Source organism: Phaeovulum vinaykumarii, assembly GCF_900156695.1.
In the GTDB taxonomy this organism is placed as follows: Bacteria; Pseudomonadota; Alphaproteobacteria; order Rhodobacterales; family Rhodobacteraceae; genus Bieblia_A; species Bieblia_A vinaykumarii.
Window position 1 is genome coordinate 168,167 of record NZ_FTOM01000006.1, and the last position, 15,024, is coordinate 183,190.

General features: G+C 66.8%; 17 protein-coding genes and 1 pseudogene. 8 read left to right on the forward strand and 10 right to left on the reverse strand.

Features of this window, described 5'->3' with window-relative positions; all coding sequences use genetic code 11:
• The first annotated feature begins 58 nt into the window (after positions 1-58).
• Complete coding sequence (locus tag BW949_RS12550; protein ID WP_076366600.1) at positions 59-688, forward strand: enoyl-CoA hydratase/isomerase family protein; 630 nt, start codon at positions 59-61, stop codon at positions 686-688.
• A 49-nt stretch (positions 689-737) separates the two neighbouring features.
• Here the strand turns inward: BW949_RS12550 and BW949_RS12555 are convergent, their stop codons facing one another.
• The 3 genes from BW949_RS12555 to ahcY all read right to left on the reverse strand — a co-directional run bounded on the left by BW949_RS12555 (position 738) and on the right by ahcY (position 3,364).
• Positions 738-1,079 carry a DUF2853 family protein gene (locus BW949_RS12555; RefSeq protein ID WP_076366602.1) on the reverse strand — a complete coding sequence of 114 codons (342 nt, stop codon included), beginning with the start codon at positions 1,077-1,079 and terminating at the stop codon, positions 738-740.
• Between the two features lie 193 nt (positions 1,080-1,272).
• Positions 1,273-1,833, reverse strand: coding sequence for a class I SAM-dependent methyltransferase (locus tag BW949_RS12560; RefSeq protein ID WP_076366604.1), 561 nt, complete (start codon positions 1,831-1,833; stop codon positions 1,273-1,275).
• 136 nt (positions 1,834-1,969) lie between these two features.
• The gene (gene ahcY / locus BW949_RS12565; protein WP_076366606.1) at positions 1,970-3,364 is read right to left on the reverse strand and encodes an adenosylhomocysteinase; all 1,395 of its coding nucleotides are present in this window, start codon (positions 3,362-3,364) and stop codon (positions 1,970-1,972) included.
• A gap of 102 nt (positions 3,365-3,466) precedes the next feature.
• Between ahcY and BW949_RS12570 the strand changes: the two genes are divergently transcribed.
• Genes BW949_RS12570 through BW949_RS12580 form a run of 3 tightly spaced genes read left to right on the forward strand, consistent with a single transcriptional unit; the run spans position 3,467 to position 5,866 of the window.
• Positions 3,467-4,072: an HD domain-containing protein gene (locus BW949_RS12570; RefSeq protein ID WP_076366608.1), complete on the forward strand. Its 606-nt coding sequence runs from the start codon at positions 3,467-3,469 to the stop codon at positions 4,070-4,072.
• Between the two features lie 52 nt (positions 4,073-4,124).
• A complete protein-coding gene (locus BW949_RS12575) occupies positions 4,125-5,072 on the forward strand; it encodes a glycosyltransferase family 2 protein (RefSeq protein ID WP_076366610.1) in 948 nt (315 codons plus the stop codon).
• 59 nt (positions 5,073-5,131) lie between these two features.
• The gene (locus tag BW949_RS12580) at positions 5,132-5,866 is read left to right on the forward strand and encodes an NYN domain-containing protein (protein WP_076366612.1); all 735 of its coding nucleotides are present in this window, start codon (positions 5,132-5,134) and stop codon (positions 5,864-5,866) included.
• Positions 5,867-5,880: 14 nt separating this feature from the next.
• On the opposite strand, the gene BW949_RS12585 is transcribed toward BW949_RS12580, so the two are convergent.
• The gene (locus BW949_RS12585) at positions 5,881-6,576 is read right to left on the reverse strand and encodes a glutathione S-transferase family protein (RefSeq protein ID WP_076366654.1); all 696 of its coding nucleotides are present in this window, start codon (positions 6,574-6,576) and stop codon (positions 5,881-5,883) included.
• Positions 6,577-6,709: 133 nt separating this feature from the next.
• On the opposite strand from BW949_RS12585, the gene BW949_RS12590 reads away from it, so the two are divergent.
• A complete protein-coding gene (locus BW949_RS12590; RefSeq protein ID WP_076366614.1) occupies positions 6,710-7,171 on the forward strand; it encodes an Lrp/AsnC family transcriptional regulator in 462 nt (153 codons plus the stop codon).
• 5 nt (positions 7,172-7,176) lie between these two features.
• Here the strand turns inward: BW949_RS12590 and BW949_RS12595 are convergent, their stop codons facing one another.
• From BW949_RS12595 to BW949_RS12620, 6 genes are all read right to left on the reverse strand, one after another.
• Positions 7,177-7,989, reverse strand: coding sequence for a DUF1217 domain-containing protein (locus BW949_RS12595; RefSeq protein ID WP_076366616.1), 813 nt, complete (start codon positions 7,987-7,989; stop codon positions 7,177-7,179).
• Positions 7,986-8,390 (reverse strand): flagellar biosynthesis repressor FlbT, encoded by a 405-nt coding sequence (flbT, locus tag BW949_RS12600; protein WP_076366618.1) that lies wholly within the window; start codon positions 8,388-8,390, stop codon positions 7,986-7,988. The genes BW949_RS12595 and flbT overlap by 4 nt, the downstream gene beginning before the upstream one ends.
• A complete protein-coding gene (flaF, locus tag BW949_RS12605) occupies positions 8,387-8,749 on the reverse strand; it encodes a flagellar biosynthesis regulator FlaF (protein WP_179747546.1) in 363 nt (120 codons plus the stop codon). Before flaF ends, flbT begins: the two co-directional genes overlap by 4 nt.
• Before the next feature lie 103 nt (positions 8,750-8,852).
• On the reverse strand, positions 8,853-10,172 hold the full coding sequence (locus BW949_RS12610; RefSeq protein ID WP_076366622.1) for a flagellin: 1,320 nt from the start codon (positions 10,170-10,172) through the stop codon (positions 8,853-8,855).
• Between the two features lie 358 nt (positions 10,173-10,530).
• On the reverse strand, positions 10,531-10,872 hold the full coding sequence (locus BW949_RS12615; protein ID WP_076366624.1) for a hypothetical protein: 342 nt from the start codon (positions 10,870-10,872) through the stop codon (positions 10,531-10,533).
• The gene (locus BW949_RS12620; protein WP_076366626.1) at positions 10,865-11,179 is read right to left on the reverse strand and encodes a rod-binding protein; all 315 of its coding nucleotides are present in this window, start codon (positions 11,177-11,179) and stop codon (positions 10,865-10,867) included. Before BW949_RS12620 ends, BW949_RS12615 begins: the two co-directional genes overlap by 8 nt.
• A gap of 224 nt (positions 11,180-11,403) precedes the next feature.
• Here BW949_RS12620 and BW949_RS17070 point away from each other — a divergent pair, with 224 nt between their 5' ends.
• From BW949_RS17070 to BW949_RS12635, 3 genes and pseudogenes are all read left to right on the forward strand, one after another.
• Positions 11,404-13,671 carry a flagellar hook-length control protein FliK gene (locus BW949_RS17070; protein ID WP_076366628.1) on the forward strand — a complete coding sequence of 756 codons (2,268 nt, stop codon included), beginning with the start codon at positions 11,404-11,406 and terminating at the stop codon, positions 13,669-13,671.
• A 13-nt stretch (positions 13,672-13,684) separates the two neighbouring features.
• A complete protein-coding gene (locus tag BW949_RS12630; protein WP_076366630.1) occupies positions 13,685-14,347 on the forward strand; it encodes a flagellar hook capping FlgD N-terminal domain-containing protein in 663 nt (220 codons plus the stop codon).
• A 192-nt stretch (positions 14,348-14,539) separates the two neighbouring features.
• Positions 14,540-15,024, forward strand: a pseudogene (locus BW949_RS12635) (phage major capsid protein); the annotation flags it as partial.

Consider the following 15,024-nt stretch of genomic DNA (forward strand, 5'->3'; position numbering starts at 1 on the left):
CCCTTCTGCCGCTGTTAGGAAACGTCACGGGGATGATTTCGACCGGGGAGGGGGGGCGATGATCGAGACCGATATCCAGGACGGGCTGTGGGTGATCCGCATCAGCCGCGCCGACAAGGCCAATTCGCTGACACGCGCGATGCTGGAACAGCTGGACGCGCTGGCCACGCGGGCGGGCCAGGAGGGGGCGCGGGCCGTCATCCTGACCGGCGCGGGCAAGGTCTTCTCGGCGGGGGCGGATCTGGACGAGGCGCGCGCGGGCCTGGCCACGGCCGATGTCTGGGAACGGCTGTCGGCGCGGATCGCGGATCTGCCCTGCCTGACGATCGCGGCGCTGAACGGGACGCTGGCGGGCGGCGCCTTCGGCATGGCGCTGGCCTGCGACCTGCGCATTGCCGTGCCCGAGGCGCGGTTCTTCTATCCGGTGATGAAGCTCGGGTTCCTGCCGCAGCCGTCGGACCCGCTGCGGCTGGCCGCGCTGGTCGGGCCGGCGCGCGCCAAGATGATCCTGATGGCGGGCCAGAAGATCGAGGCGCCCGAGGCGCTGTCCTGGGGGCTGATCGACCGGATCGTGCCGCCCGAGGCGTTGATGGAGACCGCGCAGGCGCTCAGCGCCGATGCCGCGGCGGCCAGCCCCGACCATGTCGCCGGGATCAAGGCGCTGTTCGGTCCGCTGCCGCGGGCCTGAGGGGGCGCGCAGACCCGGCCCCGCGTTCGGGCCGGGCCCGCTGACGCGCTCAGGCGTAGACGGATTCGCGGCCGAAATGCTTGACCAGCATGTAATAGACCACGGCGCGATACTTGTGCCGTTCGGAATGGCCATAGGTGTCAAGCACGCTGGCAATGGCCGCATCCAGTTCGGGGCCGTCGGGAAGGCCCAGCTTGCGGATCAGGAAATTGGTCTTCACCGTGGCCAGCTCGGCCGGCTGGCTGCCGGCCACGGTCGCGGCGTCGGCGTCATAGATCGCCGGGCCGCAGCCGATGGTGACCTTGCGCAGAAGATCCATGTCCGGGGTCATGCCGCATTTCTCGCGCAGATCCTCGGCATATCTGGCGATCAGATCGTCTCGTTTTCCCATGAAGGCCCCCCATCTGTCAGGCCAGGGCCGGCCGGAGCGGATGCGCGGCCGCCTGGTCAGGCAAAGCCTAGGACAGGCCCTTTCGCAAACAAAGGGAATTCTCGCCCGCGGGGGGTGGCGCCTGGTGGCGGCGGCAGGGTCTTGCCGGTGCGCGCAGCTTCGGCAACGCCCGGCAAGACCGCTGGCGGGGCGATCAGCTCCGGTTGAGCTGGATGAAATACTGGTTGGCCATGACCTTGATGGTGGCGGTGTCGCCCAGCCGTTCCATCACCGCATCGACCGCACGCTTGACCGGCGCGCCCAGGCTTTCGGTCTGCCAGTGATAATCGTCGCCCGAGATGATCCCGTCGGGCTTGACCTTCTGGAGGCAGATCTCGAGATCCTCGTTGATGAAGGGCTCGTTGTGGTTGCCGTCGATATAGACCCAGTCGAGGCTGCCATCGGGCAGTTCCGCCATCCCCTCGGCCGAGGTGGCGCGGTGGATGTGGACGCGCGGGTCGTCCTTGAACTTGTCCACCACCATCTCGTAGCGGCCTTCCATCAGATCCTTGTTCTTGCGCCGCCCGAAGCCGGTGTTCGAGAATTCGGGCATGTAGAGCCAGGGGTCGATCAGATGCAGCTCGGCGGGTTCGGTCTCGGCCAGGATGCGCTCGGAAAAGCCCCCCTCCCAGACGCCGATCTCGGCGCATTTCGCGCCCTTGGGCATCATTTGCAGGAGCTTGCCGCGCAGGACGGCCCGACGTGAGGTTTCCATGTCAAGAATTCCAAGGTTCCAGAATTATCTTCACGCCGAGTTGAAATCCGTTTTGCGGCGGCGACAAGGCGAAAGCAGGAAAAAAGGGCGGGATCATTCCGATCCCGCCCCTTTCCGAAACCTGTAACCGCGGCAATCAATAGCGGTAATGGTCGGCCTTGTAGGGGCCTTCCACCGTCACGCCGATATATTCGGCCTGATCGGGGCGCAGCTGGGTCAGCTTGACGCCGATCTTGTCGAGATGCAGGCGCGCGACCTTCTCGTCGAGATGCTTGGGCAGGATATAGACGCCCGGCGCGTATTGCTCGCCCTTGGTCCACAGCTCGATCTGCGCCAGCACCTGGTTGGTGAAGCTGGCCGACATCACGAAGCTGGGGTGGCCGGTGGCATTGCCGAGGTTCAGCAGACGGCCTTCGGACAGCAGGATGATCCGCGCGCCCGAGGGCATCTCGATCATGTCCACCTGGTCCTTGATGTTGGTCCATTTGTGGTTCTTGAGCGCGGCGACCTGGATCTCGTTGTCGAAGTGGCCGATGTTGCCGACAATGGCCATGTCCTTCATCGCGCGCATGTGCTCGATGCGGATCACGTCCTTGTTGCCGGTGGTGGTGATGAAGATGTCGGCGTCGGCCACCACGTCTTCCAGGATGACCACCTCGAAACCGTCCATCGCCGCCTGAAGTGCGCAGATCGGGTCGACCTCGGTCACCTTCACGCGGGCGCCGGCGCCGCGCAGGCTGGCGGCCGAGCCCTTGCCCACGTCGCCGTAACCGCAGACCACGGCGACCTTGCCGGCCAGCATCACGTCGGTGGCGCGGCGGATACCGTCGACCAGCGATTCCTTGCAGCCGTATTTGTTGTCGAATTTCGACTTGGTGACGCTGTCGTTCACGTTGATCGCCGGGAAGGGCAGCAGGCCCTTCTTGTGCAGGTCATAGAGACGGTGCACGCCGGTGGTGGTTTCTTCCGAAACGCCCTTGATCGCGTCGCGCTGCGCGGTGAACCAGCCGGGGCTGGCCTCGAGGCGCTTCCTGATCTGGTTGAACAGGCACACTTCCTCTTCCGAGGTGGGCGTGGCGATCAGGTCGGTTTCACCGGCTTCGACCCGCGCGCCCAGAAGGATATAGAGCGTGGCATCGCCGCCGTCGTCCAGGATCATGTTGGCCGGGCCGTCCTCGAACTGGAAGATGCGGTCGGTGTAGGACCAGTATTCCTCGAGGGTTTCGCCCTTCACGGCAAAGACCGGCACGCCCGATTCCGCGATCGCCGCGGCGGCGTGGTCCTGGGTCGAGAAGATGTTGCACGACGCCCAGCGCACATCCGCGCCCAGCGCCACCAGCGTTTCGATCAGGACGGCGGTCTGGATCGTCATGTGCAGCGAGCCGGCGATACGCGCACCCTTCAGCGGCTTTGCCGCGCCATATTCGGTGCGCAGCGCCATCAGGCCCGGCATCTCGGTTTCGGCGATATCCAGTTCCTTGCGGCCGAAAGCCGCCAGCGCGATGTCCTTGACGATGTAATCCTTGGCCATGGGCCGCTCTCCTTGAACCTTTGTCCGCGCCGGGATAGCACCGGCTCGTCTCTTTCACAATCTTTCTGCCCGGTCAGGGTTTCTCCTTTGCAAAGGCCATCCATGAGACCTCCGCGCGCCTGGCAACGCATGCTCTCGGGTCGACGGCTCGATCTTCTGGATCCGACGCCCGTCGATATCGAGATGGAGGACATCGCCCACGGGCTTGCCTTCGTGGCGCGCTGGAACGGGCAGACGCGGGGCGACTGGCCCTATTCGGTGGCCGAACATTCGATCCTGGTCGAGGCGCTGTTCACCCGCGCGAACCCCGGCATCGGCGCGCGCTGGCAGATGGCCGCGCTTTTGCATGATGCGCCCGAATATGTGCTGGGGGACATGATCTCGCCAGTGAAGGCCGCGGTCGGGCCGGGGTATGAGGCGCTCGAGACGCGGGTGGCGCGCGCGGTGCATCTGCGCTTTGGCCTGCCGGCGGATCTGCCGGTGCCGATCAAGCGCGCGATCAAGCAGGCCGATCGGGTGTCGGCCTGGCTTGAGGCGGTGCAGATCGCGGGCTTTTCCGAGACCGAGGCCGACGGGTTCTTCGGCCGGCCCGATCCGGTGCTGATCCGCGGGATGGTCCTGCGTCTGCGCCCGCCGGCCGAGGCGCGCCGTGACCTTGTGGCGCGCCATGCCGCGCTGCTGCGGGCGATGGCCGATCCGGGCGCCTGAGCGCAGGCCGGAAGTGATGGCCATGAGCCCCGCGCGGGTGTAGGACGCGGCAATGACACAGGAAACTCCGCCCCTCCGGCCGCGCATCGCGGTCCTGATGGCCACGCGCGACGGGGCGGCGCATCTGCGCGCCCAGCTCGACTCGATCGCCGCGCAGAGCCTGCCGCCGGCCTGGGTGGTGGTGTCCGATGACGGCTCGCGCGATGGCACGCGCCGGATCGTCGAGGATTTCGCCGCGCGCCATCCCGCCATTGCCGTCGAATGGCGCGACGGGCCGCGGCGGGGGGCGGCGCGCAACTTCCTGATGCTGATCCGTCATCCCCCGCCCGAGGCCGACATGATCGCGCTGTCCGATCAGGACGATGTCTGGTGCGCCGACAAGCTGGAGCGCGGCGCCGCGGCGCTGGCGGGGCTGCCCGACGGAATGCCCGGCCTCTTTTGCGGCCGAACCTGGGCCTGCGACGCCGATCTCAATATCAAGTGGCCCTCGCGCCAGCCCGCGCGGCCGCCCAGCTTTCGGCACGCGCTGGTCCAGAGCCTTGCAGGCGGCAACACGATGATGATGAACCGCGCCGGGCAGCGCCTTCTGGCCGCCGCCAGCCGCGAGGCGCGCAAGATCGTGATGCATGATTGGTGGATCTACCAGATCATGACCGGGGCCGGGGGCAAGGTGATCTTTTCCGCCGAGCCGCTTCTTTATTACCGCCAGCACGGGGGCAATGCCTTTGGCGCCAACCGCGGGCTGGCGGCGCGGATCTGGCGGATGCGGCTGATGCTGGCGGGACGCTTCAATTACTGGAACAGCCTCAATATCAAGGCGTTGCGGGCCTCGCGGCACCGGCTGACGGCCGAAAACCGCGCCCTGCTCGAAGCCTTTGTGGCGATGCGTCGCGCGCCGCTTCTGGTGCGCATCCGCATGCAGCGCCATCTGAAATTCCACCGCGAGGATCTGCCCGCGAACCTGTCGCTCTGGGCCGCGGTGATCCTGGGGCGGCTGTAGGATCGGAGCTTTCGCCGCCCTGCCGCTTGCGCCAGACTGACGCCAAGGAAGGAGCTTTCATGACCCAGCAGACCCGTGCCCCCCGCCTGTGCGTCCTGATCGACGCCGACAACGTTCCGGCAGGCTATGCCGAAGCCATCTTTGAGGAGATCGCGAGCCTGGGCGAAGCCAGCGTCCGGCGCATCTATGGCGACTGGTCGGCCCAGCGCCTGGGCAAGTGGGCCGAGAAGGTCGCGGCGCTTGGCCTCGTGGCCGATCAGCAATTCGCCAATACCAAGGGCAAGAACGCCTCGGATATCGGCCTGGTGATCGCGGCGATGGATTTCCTGCATTCGGGGCTGTTCGACGGCTTTGTCCTGGTGTCTTCGGACAGCGACTTCACCCGCCTGGCCGCGCGCATCCGCGAACAGGGTCTTGATGTCTATGGCATCGGCGAGAAGAAGACGCCCGAGGCCTTTCGCATGGCCTGCAAGCGCTTCATCTATGTCGAGAACCTGGGCGAGGACGACGCCCCCGCCGAGAAGGGCGCCGCGCCCGGCCCCGGCCCCGCGCCGCGCCAGAAGGAGAACGCCAAGACCGCGATCCCGCTCATCGTCTCGGCGATGCGGGCCATCGGCGGCGACGAGGACTGGTTCTCGCTGGGTCAGATCGGGCAGTTCATCTCGCAGGCCAATCCCGATTTCGACACCCGCTCCTATGGCGCGGCGAAACTGTCGGATCTGATCGCCAAGACCGGGCGGTTCGAGATGAAGAAGGGCCCCGGCGGCCAGCTTCTGGTGCGCGACCTCGCCTGAGGCCGCGCACCGGGTCAGGCGCGCGGCGGCACGTCAAGGCCGCGCGCAACCGCCGGACGCGCCAGGAACCGGTCGAGATAGGCCGCAACGCGCGGATATTTCGCCAGCTCCAGCACGTCGGCGGCCTTGTAGTTCACATGCAACGCCCGCAGCCAGGGCGCGATCGCCATGTCGGCGATGCTGAAGTCGTCCACCACCCAGTCGCGGCCCTCAAGACGCGCCTCGAGCACGCCCAGAAGCCGCTGCGTCTCGGTCTGGTAGCGGGCCTTGGGGCGCGGGTCTTCGATCTCGCGGCCGCCGAAGGCGTGGAAGAAGCCGAACTGACCGAACATCGGCCCGACGCCGCCCATCTGGAACATCAGCCATTGCAGCACCTCCCAGCGGCGGTCGGCGGGCCAGAACATCCCCGTCTTTTCAGCTAGATAGCACAGGATCGCGCCGCTTTCGAACAGCGGCAGCGGTTGGCCGCCGGGGCCGTCGGGGTCGATGATCGCGGGGATCTTGTTGTTGGGGTTCAGCGACAGGAATTCGGGCGTCATCTGATCGTCGGTGTCGAAGGACACGCGATGGGCCTCGTAGGGCAGGCCCATTTCCTCGAGCGCGATCGAGATCTTGAGGCCATTGGGCGTGGGCAGCGAATAGAGCTGGATGCGGTCGGGGTGTTGCGCCGGCCAACGGCGGGTGATCGGAAATTGCGAAAGATCAGTCATGGTCGGGTCCATCTCGGCTGTGTTCCCCCCGAGATAGGGCCGCGCGGCGGGCAGGGAAGGGGGTGGCTTGCGCTGCGGCGCGATGCGCGTCAGGATTGCGTCCTGACCTGTGTCTTTCGAAGGATCTTGCGCGATGGGCCCCCTTGATGCCACCGATGCCCGTATCCTGACGGTGTTGCAGAAGGATGGCCGCATCTCGAACGCCGAGCTGGCCGAGCGGGTGAACCTGTCGGCCTCGGCCTGTCACCGGCGCGTCGCGCGGCTCGAGGCGGCGGGATATATCCGCGCCTATGTGGCGCTTCTCGATGCGCGCAAGATCGGGCGGCCGACGACCGTCTTTGTCGAGATCACGCTGTCGGGGCAGGCCGATGAGCTGCTCGAGGCGTTCGAGCGCGAGGTGCGCAAGATCCCGAATGTTCTGGAATGCCATCTGATGGCGGGGACGGCCGATTACCTGCTGAAGGTGGTGGCCGAGGACACCGAGGATTTCGCGCGCATCCACCGCGCCTATCTGGTGCGGTTGCCGGGCGTTCAGCAGATGCAAAGCTCGTTCGCGCTGCGCACGGTGTTCAAGACCACTGCGCTTCCGGTCTGAGAGGGTCAGACCAGAAGCGAAAACGTGCTTCTCGACGTGTTCTGAAGCAGCATGAGTGCGGTGGAATTGCCCGACATGCTGTTGCCCGAGGTCATCTGCGAGCGGACGAGGTAAAGCTTGGTCAGCTTTTCCAGCGTATCGCCGGTGAAATCGGTCGGATCCTTGGTGCCCAGGAAGGCCTCGGACTTTGCGGACAGCATCTCGACCTGCTTGTCGACGTCAAGCGAGCCGAAGGCCGAGGGCAGGCCGAAGGCCGTCTTGACCACGGTGGCCAGCGGCGTGGAGCCGATGATCTTGAGCCATTTCGTGGTCTGCGAGCTGGTGCTGCCAGCGATCTCGGGGAATTCGCGCTGGGCGTTGAGCACCATGCGCATCGAATCGTCCTGATCACCGACCGCGATCTCGAACTGACGACTTTCGTATTTCGAGAGGATGTCGTCGGCGAAATCCGACATCCCGGTGTTGGGCGTGCTGAGGCCGAAGCCGAAGGCCGCGGACATGTTGTAATAGGCCTTGTTCGACAGCTTGTTGGCCAGCGCGTCAGGTTCGATCGTGCCGTCTTCCAGCACCTTGCGGATGAAATACTTGTTGTTGATATCGTCATCGAGACCAAAGGCGCCCAAGGCCACCTTCAGCAGACGCCGATCCGAGACAAGTTCTTCCGCGGAGGTGATCGAGCCGATCTTCTCGCGGAAATAGTCTTCATCGCGCTGAACTTGAGCAGAGGCGACGAAGGCCGCCTGCTGCTTTTCCATGGTCCGTTCGAGGAACTTCCAGCCGGCATAGCCGGAGAAAGGAACGACGGGGGTATAGGTCATGCCCGGCCCGCGGCAAGGAGCCGCTCCTCCCGAGGCAGAAGGCTGCGCAACGCCTTGAGGGCTTGATAGAATTGATCCTCGAGCACCGCGCCGGTGGCGGTGTTGAGAAGGGCCCGGCTGTCGTGGTCGGTCAGCACCTGGCTGAGCTGTTCGATCCCGCGCATCAATTGCATGCGCGCCTCGGTCGGCTCGACGTCGCCCGACAGGACGAGCTGCGCGATATAGCACACACGGCGGACGGGGGTGTTGACCTCTTCCGGGTGAATGGCGTCGCGCAGACGCAGGATATTGGCATTGGGGGTCATGATCGCCAGACGCGAGCGGCGATCACCGTTTTCAATGACGGCACCGTTGATGAGGACACGTTCCTTCGGTGCGAGTTTCAGCACCAGCCCTGTCATCCTTGCACCCCTGCCGGACGCAGACCGCGCATGATGGCGGTGTTGATGTCGATCAGCACGTCGGGCGACGCCTGACGGGCCAGAACCTTGCTGGTGTGCTTGAAGGTGAATTCGGCAAGATAGAAGATGCGGGCCCGCAGCGCCGGGGGCAGGGAATTGTCCTTGTCCGAGACGTCCGAGGCGAGCATCGTCCAGAGACGGCGGTTATCGTGGAGGGCTTGGGCCAGCGACGAGAACTGCACGGGGCCACCCGCAGCGGCGGCCTTGATGCGGTGGGTGATACGGGCGAAGGCCTCGAATTCGACGTCACGCGCGGTGCGGGTGGGGCGACCCGCCGAGGAATAGGCCGTTTTGGCCATGGCAAAAGCGTTCACGGTTCATCCTTCCGATGAATGAGAGCTAGAGATCACGGCTTTGCCGCGAAGTGCCGGGGCGCCTTTCAAGGCGCCCCGGTCATGGCCGTTAGCGGAACAGCGAAAGGATGTTCTGCGGCGCCTGGTTGGCGATCGACAGAGCCTGGATGCCCAGCTGCTGCTGGGTTTGCAGGGCCTGAAGACGGGCCGAGGCTTCTTCCATGTCGGCGTCAACCAGCGAGCTGATGCCGTTTTTCAGCGAGTCGGTCAGCGAGTCGACGAAGTTCTTTTGGGTTTCGATACGACCGGCAACCGAACCGAAGGCCGCGGACGCTTCGGTCGAGGTGGCGATCAGGCCTTCGATCGCGCCCAGAGCAGCGGCGGCACCGCCATCGGAGGTCACGTCGATCTCCTTGAGCAGGCTCATGCCGCCACCCACGGTCCCGAAGGTCGAGGTGGTCACATCACCCGCCGCCGCAGCGGCCATTGCGCCGGAACCCAGCGATTTCACCGAGATCGCAGCGCCGCTGACCGTCACCGAGAAGCTGTCCGACAGCTCTTGTTCGGCCAGGCGGAAGTTGATCACGTCGGCCAGACCCTTGGCCACGTCGGCCGCAGTGTCACCGTCCTTGGCGACGTAGAGCGCGGCTTTCTTCGTCGCGTCGGTCAGCGACGCGAAGGGCGTGCCGGTGACGGCGGCGTCGAACTTCGTCATGTCGAAGCTGAAGCCGTCGCCCGCCATGATGGCCTTGGTCCGACCCGAAGTGGTGGTTTCGCCCACGACCGTGTAGGTGGCCGCAGCCGCGCCGTTCGCCGTTGCCGTGCCCGCCGCGGTGAACGCGGCAGCCGCCAGAGCCGCGCCGGAACCCGCTTTCGCGGTTTGGGTGCCAAGGTCTTGCTTCTCGACGGTGATATTGGACGCCGCAACGCCCGAGGACGAACGATCGAGCGACGACAGCACGTCGATCTGGCTCGAGCCGTCGACAATGCCCGCGGTGGTGTAGGCCGAGGTCGACTCGGTGTTGTCGAGAAGGTTCAGCCCGTTGAACTGGGCCGCGCCCACGACGGCCGAGATCTGATCCGTCAGGGCAGTGATGTCCTTTTGGATCGTGTCGCGGTCGACGTTCGCCTCCTGCGCGGAGACGATCTTTTCCTTCATTTTGTTCAGAAGGTCGGTGACGGTCTCCGAAGCGCTCGACGCAACGGCAACGGTCGATTCGCCCAGCGACAGCGAGCTCGAGATGGCCTCGAAGCCCGTCACATCCGATTCCATGACCTTGGAGATCGCCCAGACAGCGGCGTTGTCCTTGGCCGTCGCGACCGATTTACCGGTCGAGATGTCGTTCTGGGTTTTCGAGAGGTTGGAGTTGATGCCTTTGAGGGTTTGCAGCGCGACCATCGCGCCGGAGTTCGTCAGAATGCTCGACATATCGAGTCCTTCATCGTTCGGCGCTTTGCGCCGGGTTTCACAAGCCGCCGTGTTGGCAGCGCTCGTGGCGTTCTGACCCATGCGACGCGAGGTTGTGAGCAGCGCCCGACCCCGTGTCGCGCCATCCCGTGAGATGCCCAGCCAAGGTGCCCCCGAAGCCCTAACAAGTCGCTAATATCCACGGGCCCAGACCGTGGAAATCACGGTTAATACAGACAATTTTCGCATCATGGTTTACGTCGGTGCGCGCCGGATCGGGCTGCGCTTGGCCGGTGTTTGAGATGTGAAAACCCCCGGAACGGAAAGCCGTTCCGGGGGGTGATCACTGACAAAGCCGCAGGGGCGTGTGTGGGGGGGGTCAGGCGCGCCGCTCGAGGCTGGCGGCATCGGCGCCGATCTTGCGTGCGCGTCCGCGCGAATCGTAACTTTCGATGCCCTTGCCGGCATTGCGGATCATCTCGAGCCGGCGCTGGGCCGCGCGCAGGCCACGCAATGCCGCGCCCAGCAGGCGCTGATTCTCTTCGAAGCGCGGACGCAGGCGCTGCACCTCGGCGGCTTGCGCCGGGCCGATCGCGGCGACCAGCTCTTCCTTGCGGCGCACGATTTCGGCCACGTCGCCAAGCCGCGCGTGACGAATCGCGTGGCGTTCCAGGTCCAGAACCTCTTCGAGATCCGCGATCAGATCGGTCGTATCAGACATCTTCCATCCTTTTCACCATGGCCTGGAACAAGGATTCCGCCAGACCGATTCCGCCCGCCTTCGCCATTGCATGCGCATGTTCATTGCGCAGGAAGGACGAGAATTGTTCTTCGCCGATGCCGCCGCCAAAGGCTTCGCGCGCCTCTCCGAAGCCGGCTTCCTTCAGCATTTCCGACAGGAAGGAGGCTTCAAGTTCCACCGCCGCCTTGCGCAGCGCCTCCATCTTGTCCGAGGTCTTCGCGCCGGCCTGTGCAAGGCTGCCGGCGGGCGGGGCCGTTGATGGCGCCAGAGTGATCGGATCTGCCATTGGGTTCTCCCTTGGCGTGCAAATTTTCCCGAATATGAGGGGGGGCGGGTAAAGAACTGGTAACCTCGACGCGACATCCTGCCCAAGAACACCGGCAGAACGTCGAGAGGAAAATGATTCCGTTGGCCCTTGTAGAAGTCGTGTCCGTCAAGCCGCGCGCTGCGCTGGCAGAGGGTGGTGTGTCCGGTTCCGAAGGGACGTCGGACGGAGGCGGTTTTGCGCGGATGTTTGACGCCGACGAGGCGGCGACCGCGCGTGACGCAAAGGCGCGCAGCGCGCCGGACCGGACCGATGCGGCGGGGGATCGGGCAGCCGCGGGCGCGACCGAACCCACCCGTCCCGCAGCGCGGGGCGCGGCGTCGGCGGATGCGGCGGCAAGCGACACGATGGCTGGCGATGGGGTGTCCGGCGAAAGCGCCGATTCCGAGGATTCCGAAAGTGCCGAAGTCGGCCCGCGCGCTTCGTCCGGGGATGTGGCGCCGGAGACGGTGCCCAACGCGGCCCTTCTCGCCCCGGCATCTGCCGAATCGGCGCGCGCCGTGACCGGCAAGGCGGATCTGGCCGTTGAAAAGGCACAGGTTTCGGCCGCGGGCGCTGCTGCGGTGGTGGCCAGCGGTGCGGGTAAGGCCGCGGTGTCCGCTGGGCCGGGTGCTCCGCCGAAAACCGCCGCACAGGCCGCGCCCGTGTCGCCGGGTGTCCGCGAAAGTGGCGAAGCGGCCGCGGCGCCCAGGGCGCAGCCCGCACCGGAGACGGCACAGAGCGCCAAGGACAAGGGCACGCCCGATGGGGCTGGCTCGATCCGTGTTGCCGCGGCATCGGGCGCAGCGTCGATGGGCGCAGCGTCGGGGACTGTCGTGCCCTCTGCGCGCGAAACGAAGTCGGATGGCGCCGATGCCAAGCTGTCGCCCGGCGCCGTGGCGGCGACTGCGGCGCAGAGCGGAACGCCTGCGCCCGCCGATGCCGCGGGTGTCGTGCCGCACCGCAGCCCGCTGCGCGCGACCGGCGCGGGGGCATCGACCGAATCATCTGCCGCGCAAGCGGCGGCGTCTCAGGGTGCAACGACACAGGGCCGCGCGGGTCTGACCGCGGCGGGGGCGATGGCCTCCACGGGGGCGGAACAGCCGGCGCCCGCCACCGGACCGGCCCTGACCAGTGCGGCGCCGCAGCCCGCGCAGAAGGGCACGGGCTTTGCCGTCGCGGCGGACAGCGCGCCGGAAACACCGCGCGCCTCGTCCGAGGCCGCGACGGCGCCGCAGCCCTCTGCTGCGCTGTCGCAAGGCACGCGCGCGACGGCGGGCGCCGCGGTGTCAAGCCAGCCGGGCCCGACCGCCCCCGACGCGATCACCGCCGCCACGGGGATGGAGGCGCGCGTTCGCGTCCTGTCCGAGGGGGCGACAAGTGCTGCCGTGACCGGCGCGGCTCCGGCGGAGACTGTGCAGACCGCGATACCCGCCGCCGCGCAGGGGGCCGCGCTGATGATCGCCGCCCGCGCAGGCGGTGCCGCGCGCGGCGCCGAGCCGAGCGCCGCTGCCGCCCCCGTTGCCGATACGAAGGGTCTGCCGAGCGCCGCCGCCGCTGCGGCGCTGTCGCCGACCCCGGCGGCCGGGACGCCTGCCGAGGCACTGGAACCGGGCGATGCCGTGCCCGCGGATCCTGCGTCCCTCGATCCGCGCGATTCTGTGGCGCTGAACGCGACGCAGGGCGACAAGCCTGCCGCGCCGCGCGCGCCCGATGCGCCCGCGCCCGCGCCGCAAACGTCGGCCATGCGCCCCGCGCCGACCCAGGTCCGAACGGTCGAAGCCCCGCAGGCCGCGGCCGCGACGGACAGTGCCGCGCCGTCCGAGACCTACCGGGCCGAGGATGCGCCGGCTGCCGTGGACAGCACGCCCAAGGCGGTCGTCGCCGCACAGCAGGCCGCACAATCCGCGGCGACGGCGGCGCCGGTCGCCACCGCGGTCGAGACCGGCACGCTGGCTGCGGCCAGCGGCGCCGCGCCGCTTGACCTTGATCCTGTCGCGCAGGATCCGGCCCGCGCCCATGCCAGCACGTCGCATGCGGCCACCACCGCCTCGGCGCAGGAGGCGCGCGCCGTGGTGCAGCAGGTCTCGGCGGCGATCGCGCGCTTTCCCGATCGCGCGATCGAACTGACCCTTTCGCCCGAGGAGCTGGGCCGCGTGCGTCTGGTCATGACCGGCGCCGAGAACGGGATGAATGTCGTCATCCAGGCCGATCGCGCGGATACTCTGGATCTCATGCGCCGCAACATCGAGATGCTGGCCCGCGATTTCCGCGAGATGGGCTATGATTCGGTGTCCTTCAGCTTTTCTGACCAGGGCACGAATGGCGGCGCCTGGCAGGGGCAGGGCGACGGCGAGGGGCAGGCCCGCTCCGGCTCGGCAAGCGGTCAGCCGGCGTCGACCCCGGTCGCCGCTGCGTCCGAAACCCTCCAACCCCGATCGTCGGGCCAATCCGGTCTCGACCTGCGTTTCTAGAAAGGAAAAGCCCATGGTTACGGCCGTTTCCGGCGCGAATGCCACGACGACCACCGCAACGAACAGCACCAGCAGTTCGTCCAACGGTATGATCAGTTCTGATTTCGAGACCTTCCTCGTCATGCTGACGGCGCAGCTCGAGAATCAGGATCCTCTGAACCCTGTCGAAAGCAGCGATTATGCGGTGCAGCTGGCCACCTTCTCGGGGGTCGAGCAGCAGGTGAAGACCAACAATCTTCTCGAAACCCTGTCGGCGCAGATGGGTCTGGTCGGCGTGGGGCAATATGCCAGTTGGGTGGGCATGGATGCGCGCGCGGCCGCGCCATCCTGGTTCGACGGGTCGAGCCCGATCACCCTGTCGCCCAACCCCGTGTCCGGCGCCGATGGCGCGGTTCTGGTGGTCAGCGATGCCGACGGCAATGTCGTCGAGCGGACGGCGATTTCCGCCACGACGGATACTCTGGAATGGAACGGGACGGCTACGGATGGCAGCACCTATCCCGAGGGCCTCTATACCTTCCAGCTTGAAAGCTACAGCGGCGACGAGCTGCTCTCGACCGATGTCGTCGAGACCTATACCCGCATCACCGAGGCACAGGGCAGTGCCAATGGTGCGGTGCTTCTTCTGGAAGGCGGCACCATGATTTCGGTCGGCGATATCACCGCGCTGCGCTGAACGCGGCCGGCGGCACTGCGTCGGGATATCCCGCGGGTGCCGGCCGCAGCGGCGGCGAAGATCAGACCAACACGCGGCGCCCCCTCGACAACGGGGAGGGCGGGCTCACGCATATGTGCTCCCGGCCGGGGTTGCGCGCACTCTGCGCCATGCCCCGTCAGATGGTGGAGGGAAGCCGCGATCCGGCGCGACATGAACGGCGCGATGGCGGCCGAGCTGGATCGGGCGATCTTCCTCGGGACCGGCGCGGACGGGCAACCGCTGGGCGTCATCACCGGGGCGGCGACCTATGGCATCCCCACGACTGCCGTTGATGCTGCGGCGTCCTGGGCGACCTATCGCGGCGCCGTGGTGCGGTTCATGACCCGCAATGCCGCCTCGACCCCGGCCGATGTGCGCGCGCTGATCCGGCCCGAGGTCTGGGACTACATGGAAGACCAGCTGACCGCGACGGCCGCGCCGAAATTCGAGTTTGACCGGATGGCCGAGAAGATGGACGGCATCGCCATGTCCTCGACCGCGCTTGCGGCGCCGACCGGCACGCCCGCGGCCTGTTCGTCGCTTCTGACCACCTCGGCGGGGGGCGTGGCGCCGGTCTTCGTGGGCATGTGGGGCGCGGTGGACCTGATCCGCGACCCGTTCACCGATGCGGCCTCGGGCGGGCTGCGGCTGACCGC

Coding starts and splice junctions, on each gene's coding strand:
- BW949_RS12550 (WP_076366600.1), top strand. CDS start 59: ATGATCGAGACCGATATCCAGGACGGGCTGTGGGTGATCCGCATCAGC.
- BW949_RS12555 (WP_076366602.1), bottom strand. CDS start 1,079: ATGGGAAAACGAGACGATCTGATCGCCAGATATGCCGAGGATCTGCGC.
- BW949_RS12560 (WP_076366604.1), bottom strand. CDS start 1,833: ATGGAAACCTCACGTCGGGCCGTCCTGCGCGGCAAGCTCCTGCAAATG.
- ahcY (WP_076366606.1), bottom strand. CDS start 3,364: ATGGCCAAGGATTACATCGTCAAGGACATCGCGCTGGCGGCTTTCGGC.
- BW949_RS12570 (WP_076366608.1), top strand. CDS start 3,467: ATGAGACCTCCGCGCGCCTGGCAACGCATGCTCTCGGGTCGACGGCTC.
- BW949_RS12575 (WP_076366610.1), top strand. CDS start 4,125: ATGACACAGGAAACTCCGCCCCTCCGGCCGCGCATCGCGGTCCTGATG.
- BW949_RS12580 (WP_076366612.1), top strand. CDS start 5,132: ATGACCCAGCAGACCCGTGCCCCCCGCCTGTGCGTCCTGATCGACGCC.
- BW949_RS12585 (WP_076366654.1), bottom strand. CDS start 6,576: ATGACTGATCTTTCGCAATTTCCGATCACCCGCCGTTGGCCGGCGCAA.
- BW949_RS12590 (WP_076366614.1), top strand. CDS start 6,710: ATGGGCCCCCTTGATGCCACCGATGCCCGTATCCTGACGGTGTTGCAG.
- BW949_RS12595 (WP_076366616.1), bottom strand. CDS start 7,989: ATGACCTATACCCCCGTCGTTCCTTTCTCCGGCTATGCCGGCTGGAAG.
- flbT (WP_076366618.1), bottom strand. CDS start 8,390: ATGACAGGGCTGGTGCTGAAACTCGCACCGAAGGAACGTGTCCTCATC.
- flaF (WP_179747546.1), bottom strand. CDS start 8,749: ATGGCCAAAACGGCCTATTCCTCGGCGGGTCGCCCCACCCGCACCGCG.
- BW949_RS12610 (WP_076366622.1), bottom strand. CDS start 10,172: ATGTCGAGCATTCTGACGAACTCCGGCGCGATGGTCGCGCTGCAAACC.
- BW949_RS12615 (WP_076366624.1), bottom strand. CDS start 10,872: ATGTCTGATACGACCGATCTGATCGCGGATCTCGAAGAGGTTCTGGAC.
- BW949_RS12620 (WP_076366626.1), bottom strand. CDS start 11,179: ATGGCAGATCCGATCACTCTGGCGCCATCAACGGCCCCGCCCGCCGGC.
- BW949_RS17070 (WP_076366628.1), top strand. CDS start 11,404: ATGTTTGACGCCGACGAGGCGGCGACCGCGCGTGACGCAAAGGCGCGC.
- BW949_RS12630 (WP_076366630.1), top strand. CDS start 13,685: ATGGTTACGGCCGTTTCCGGCGCGAATGCCACGACGACCACCGCAACG.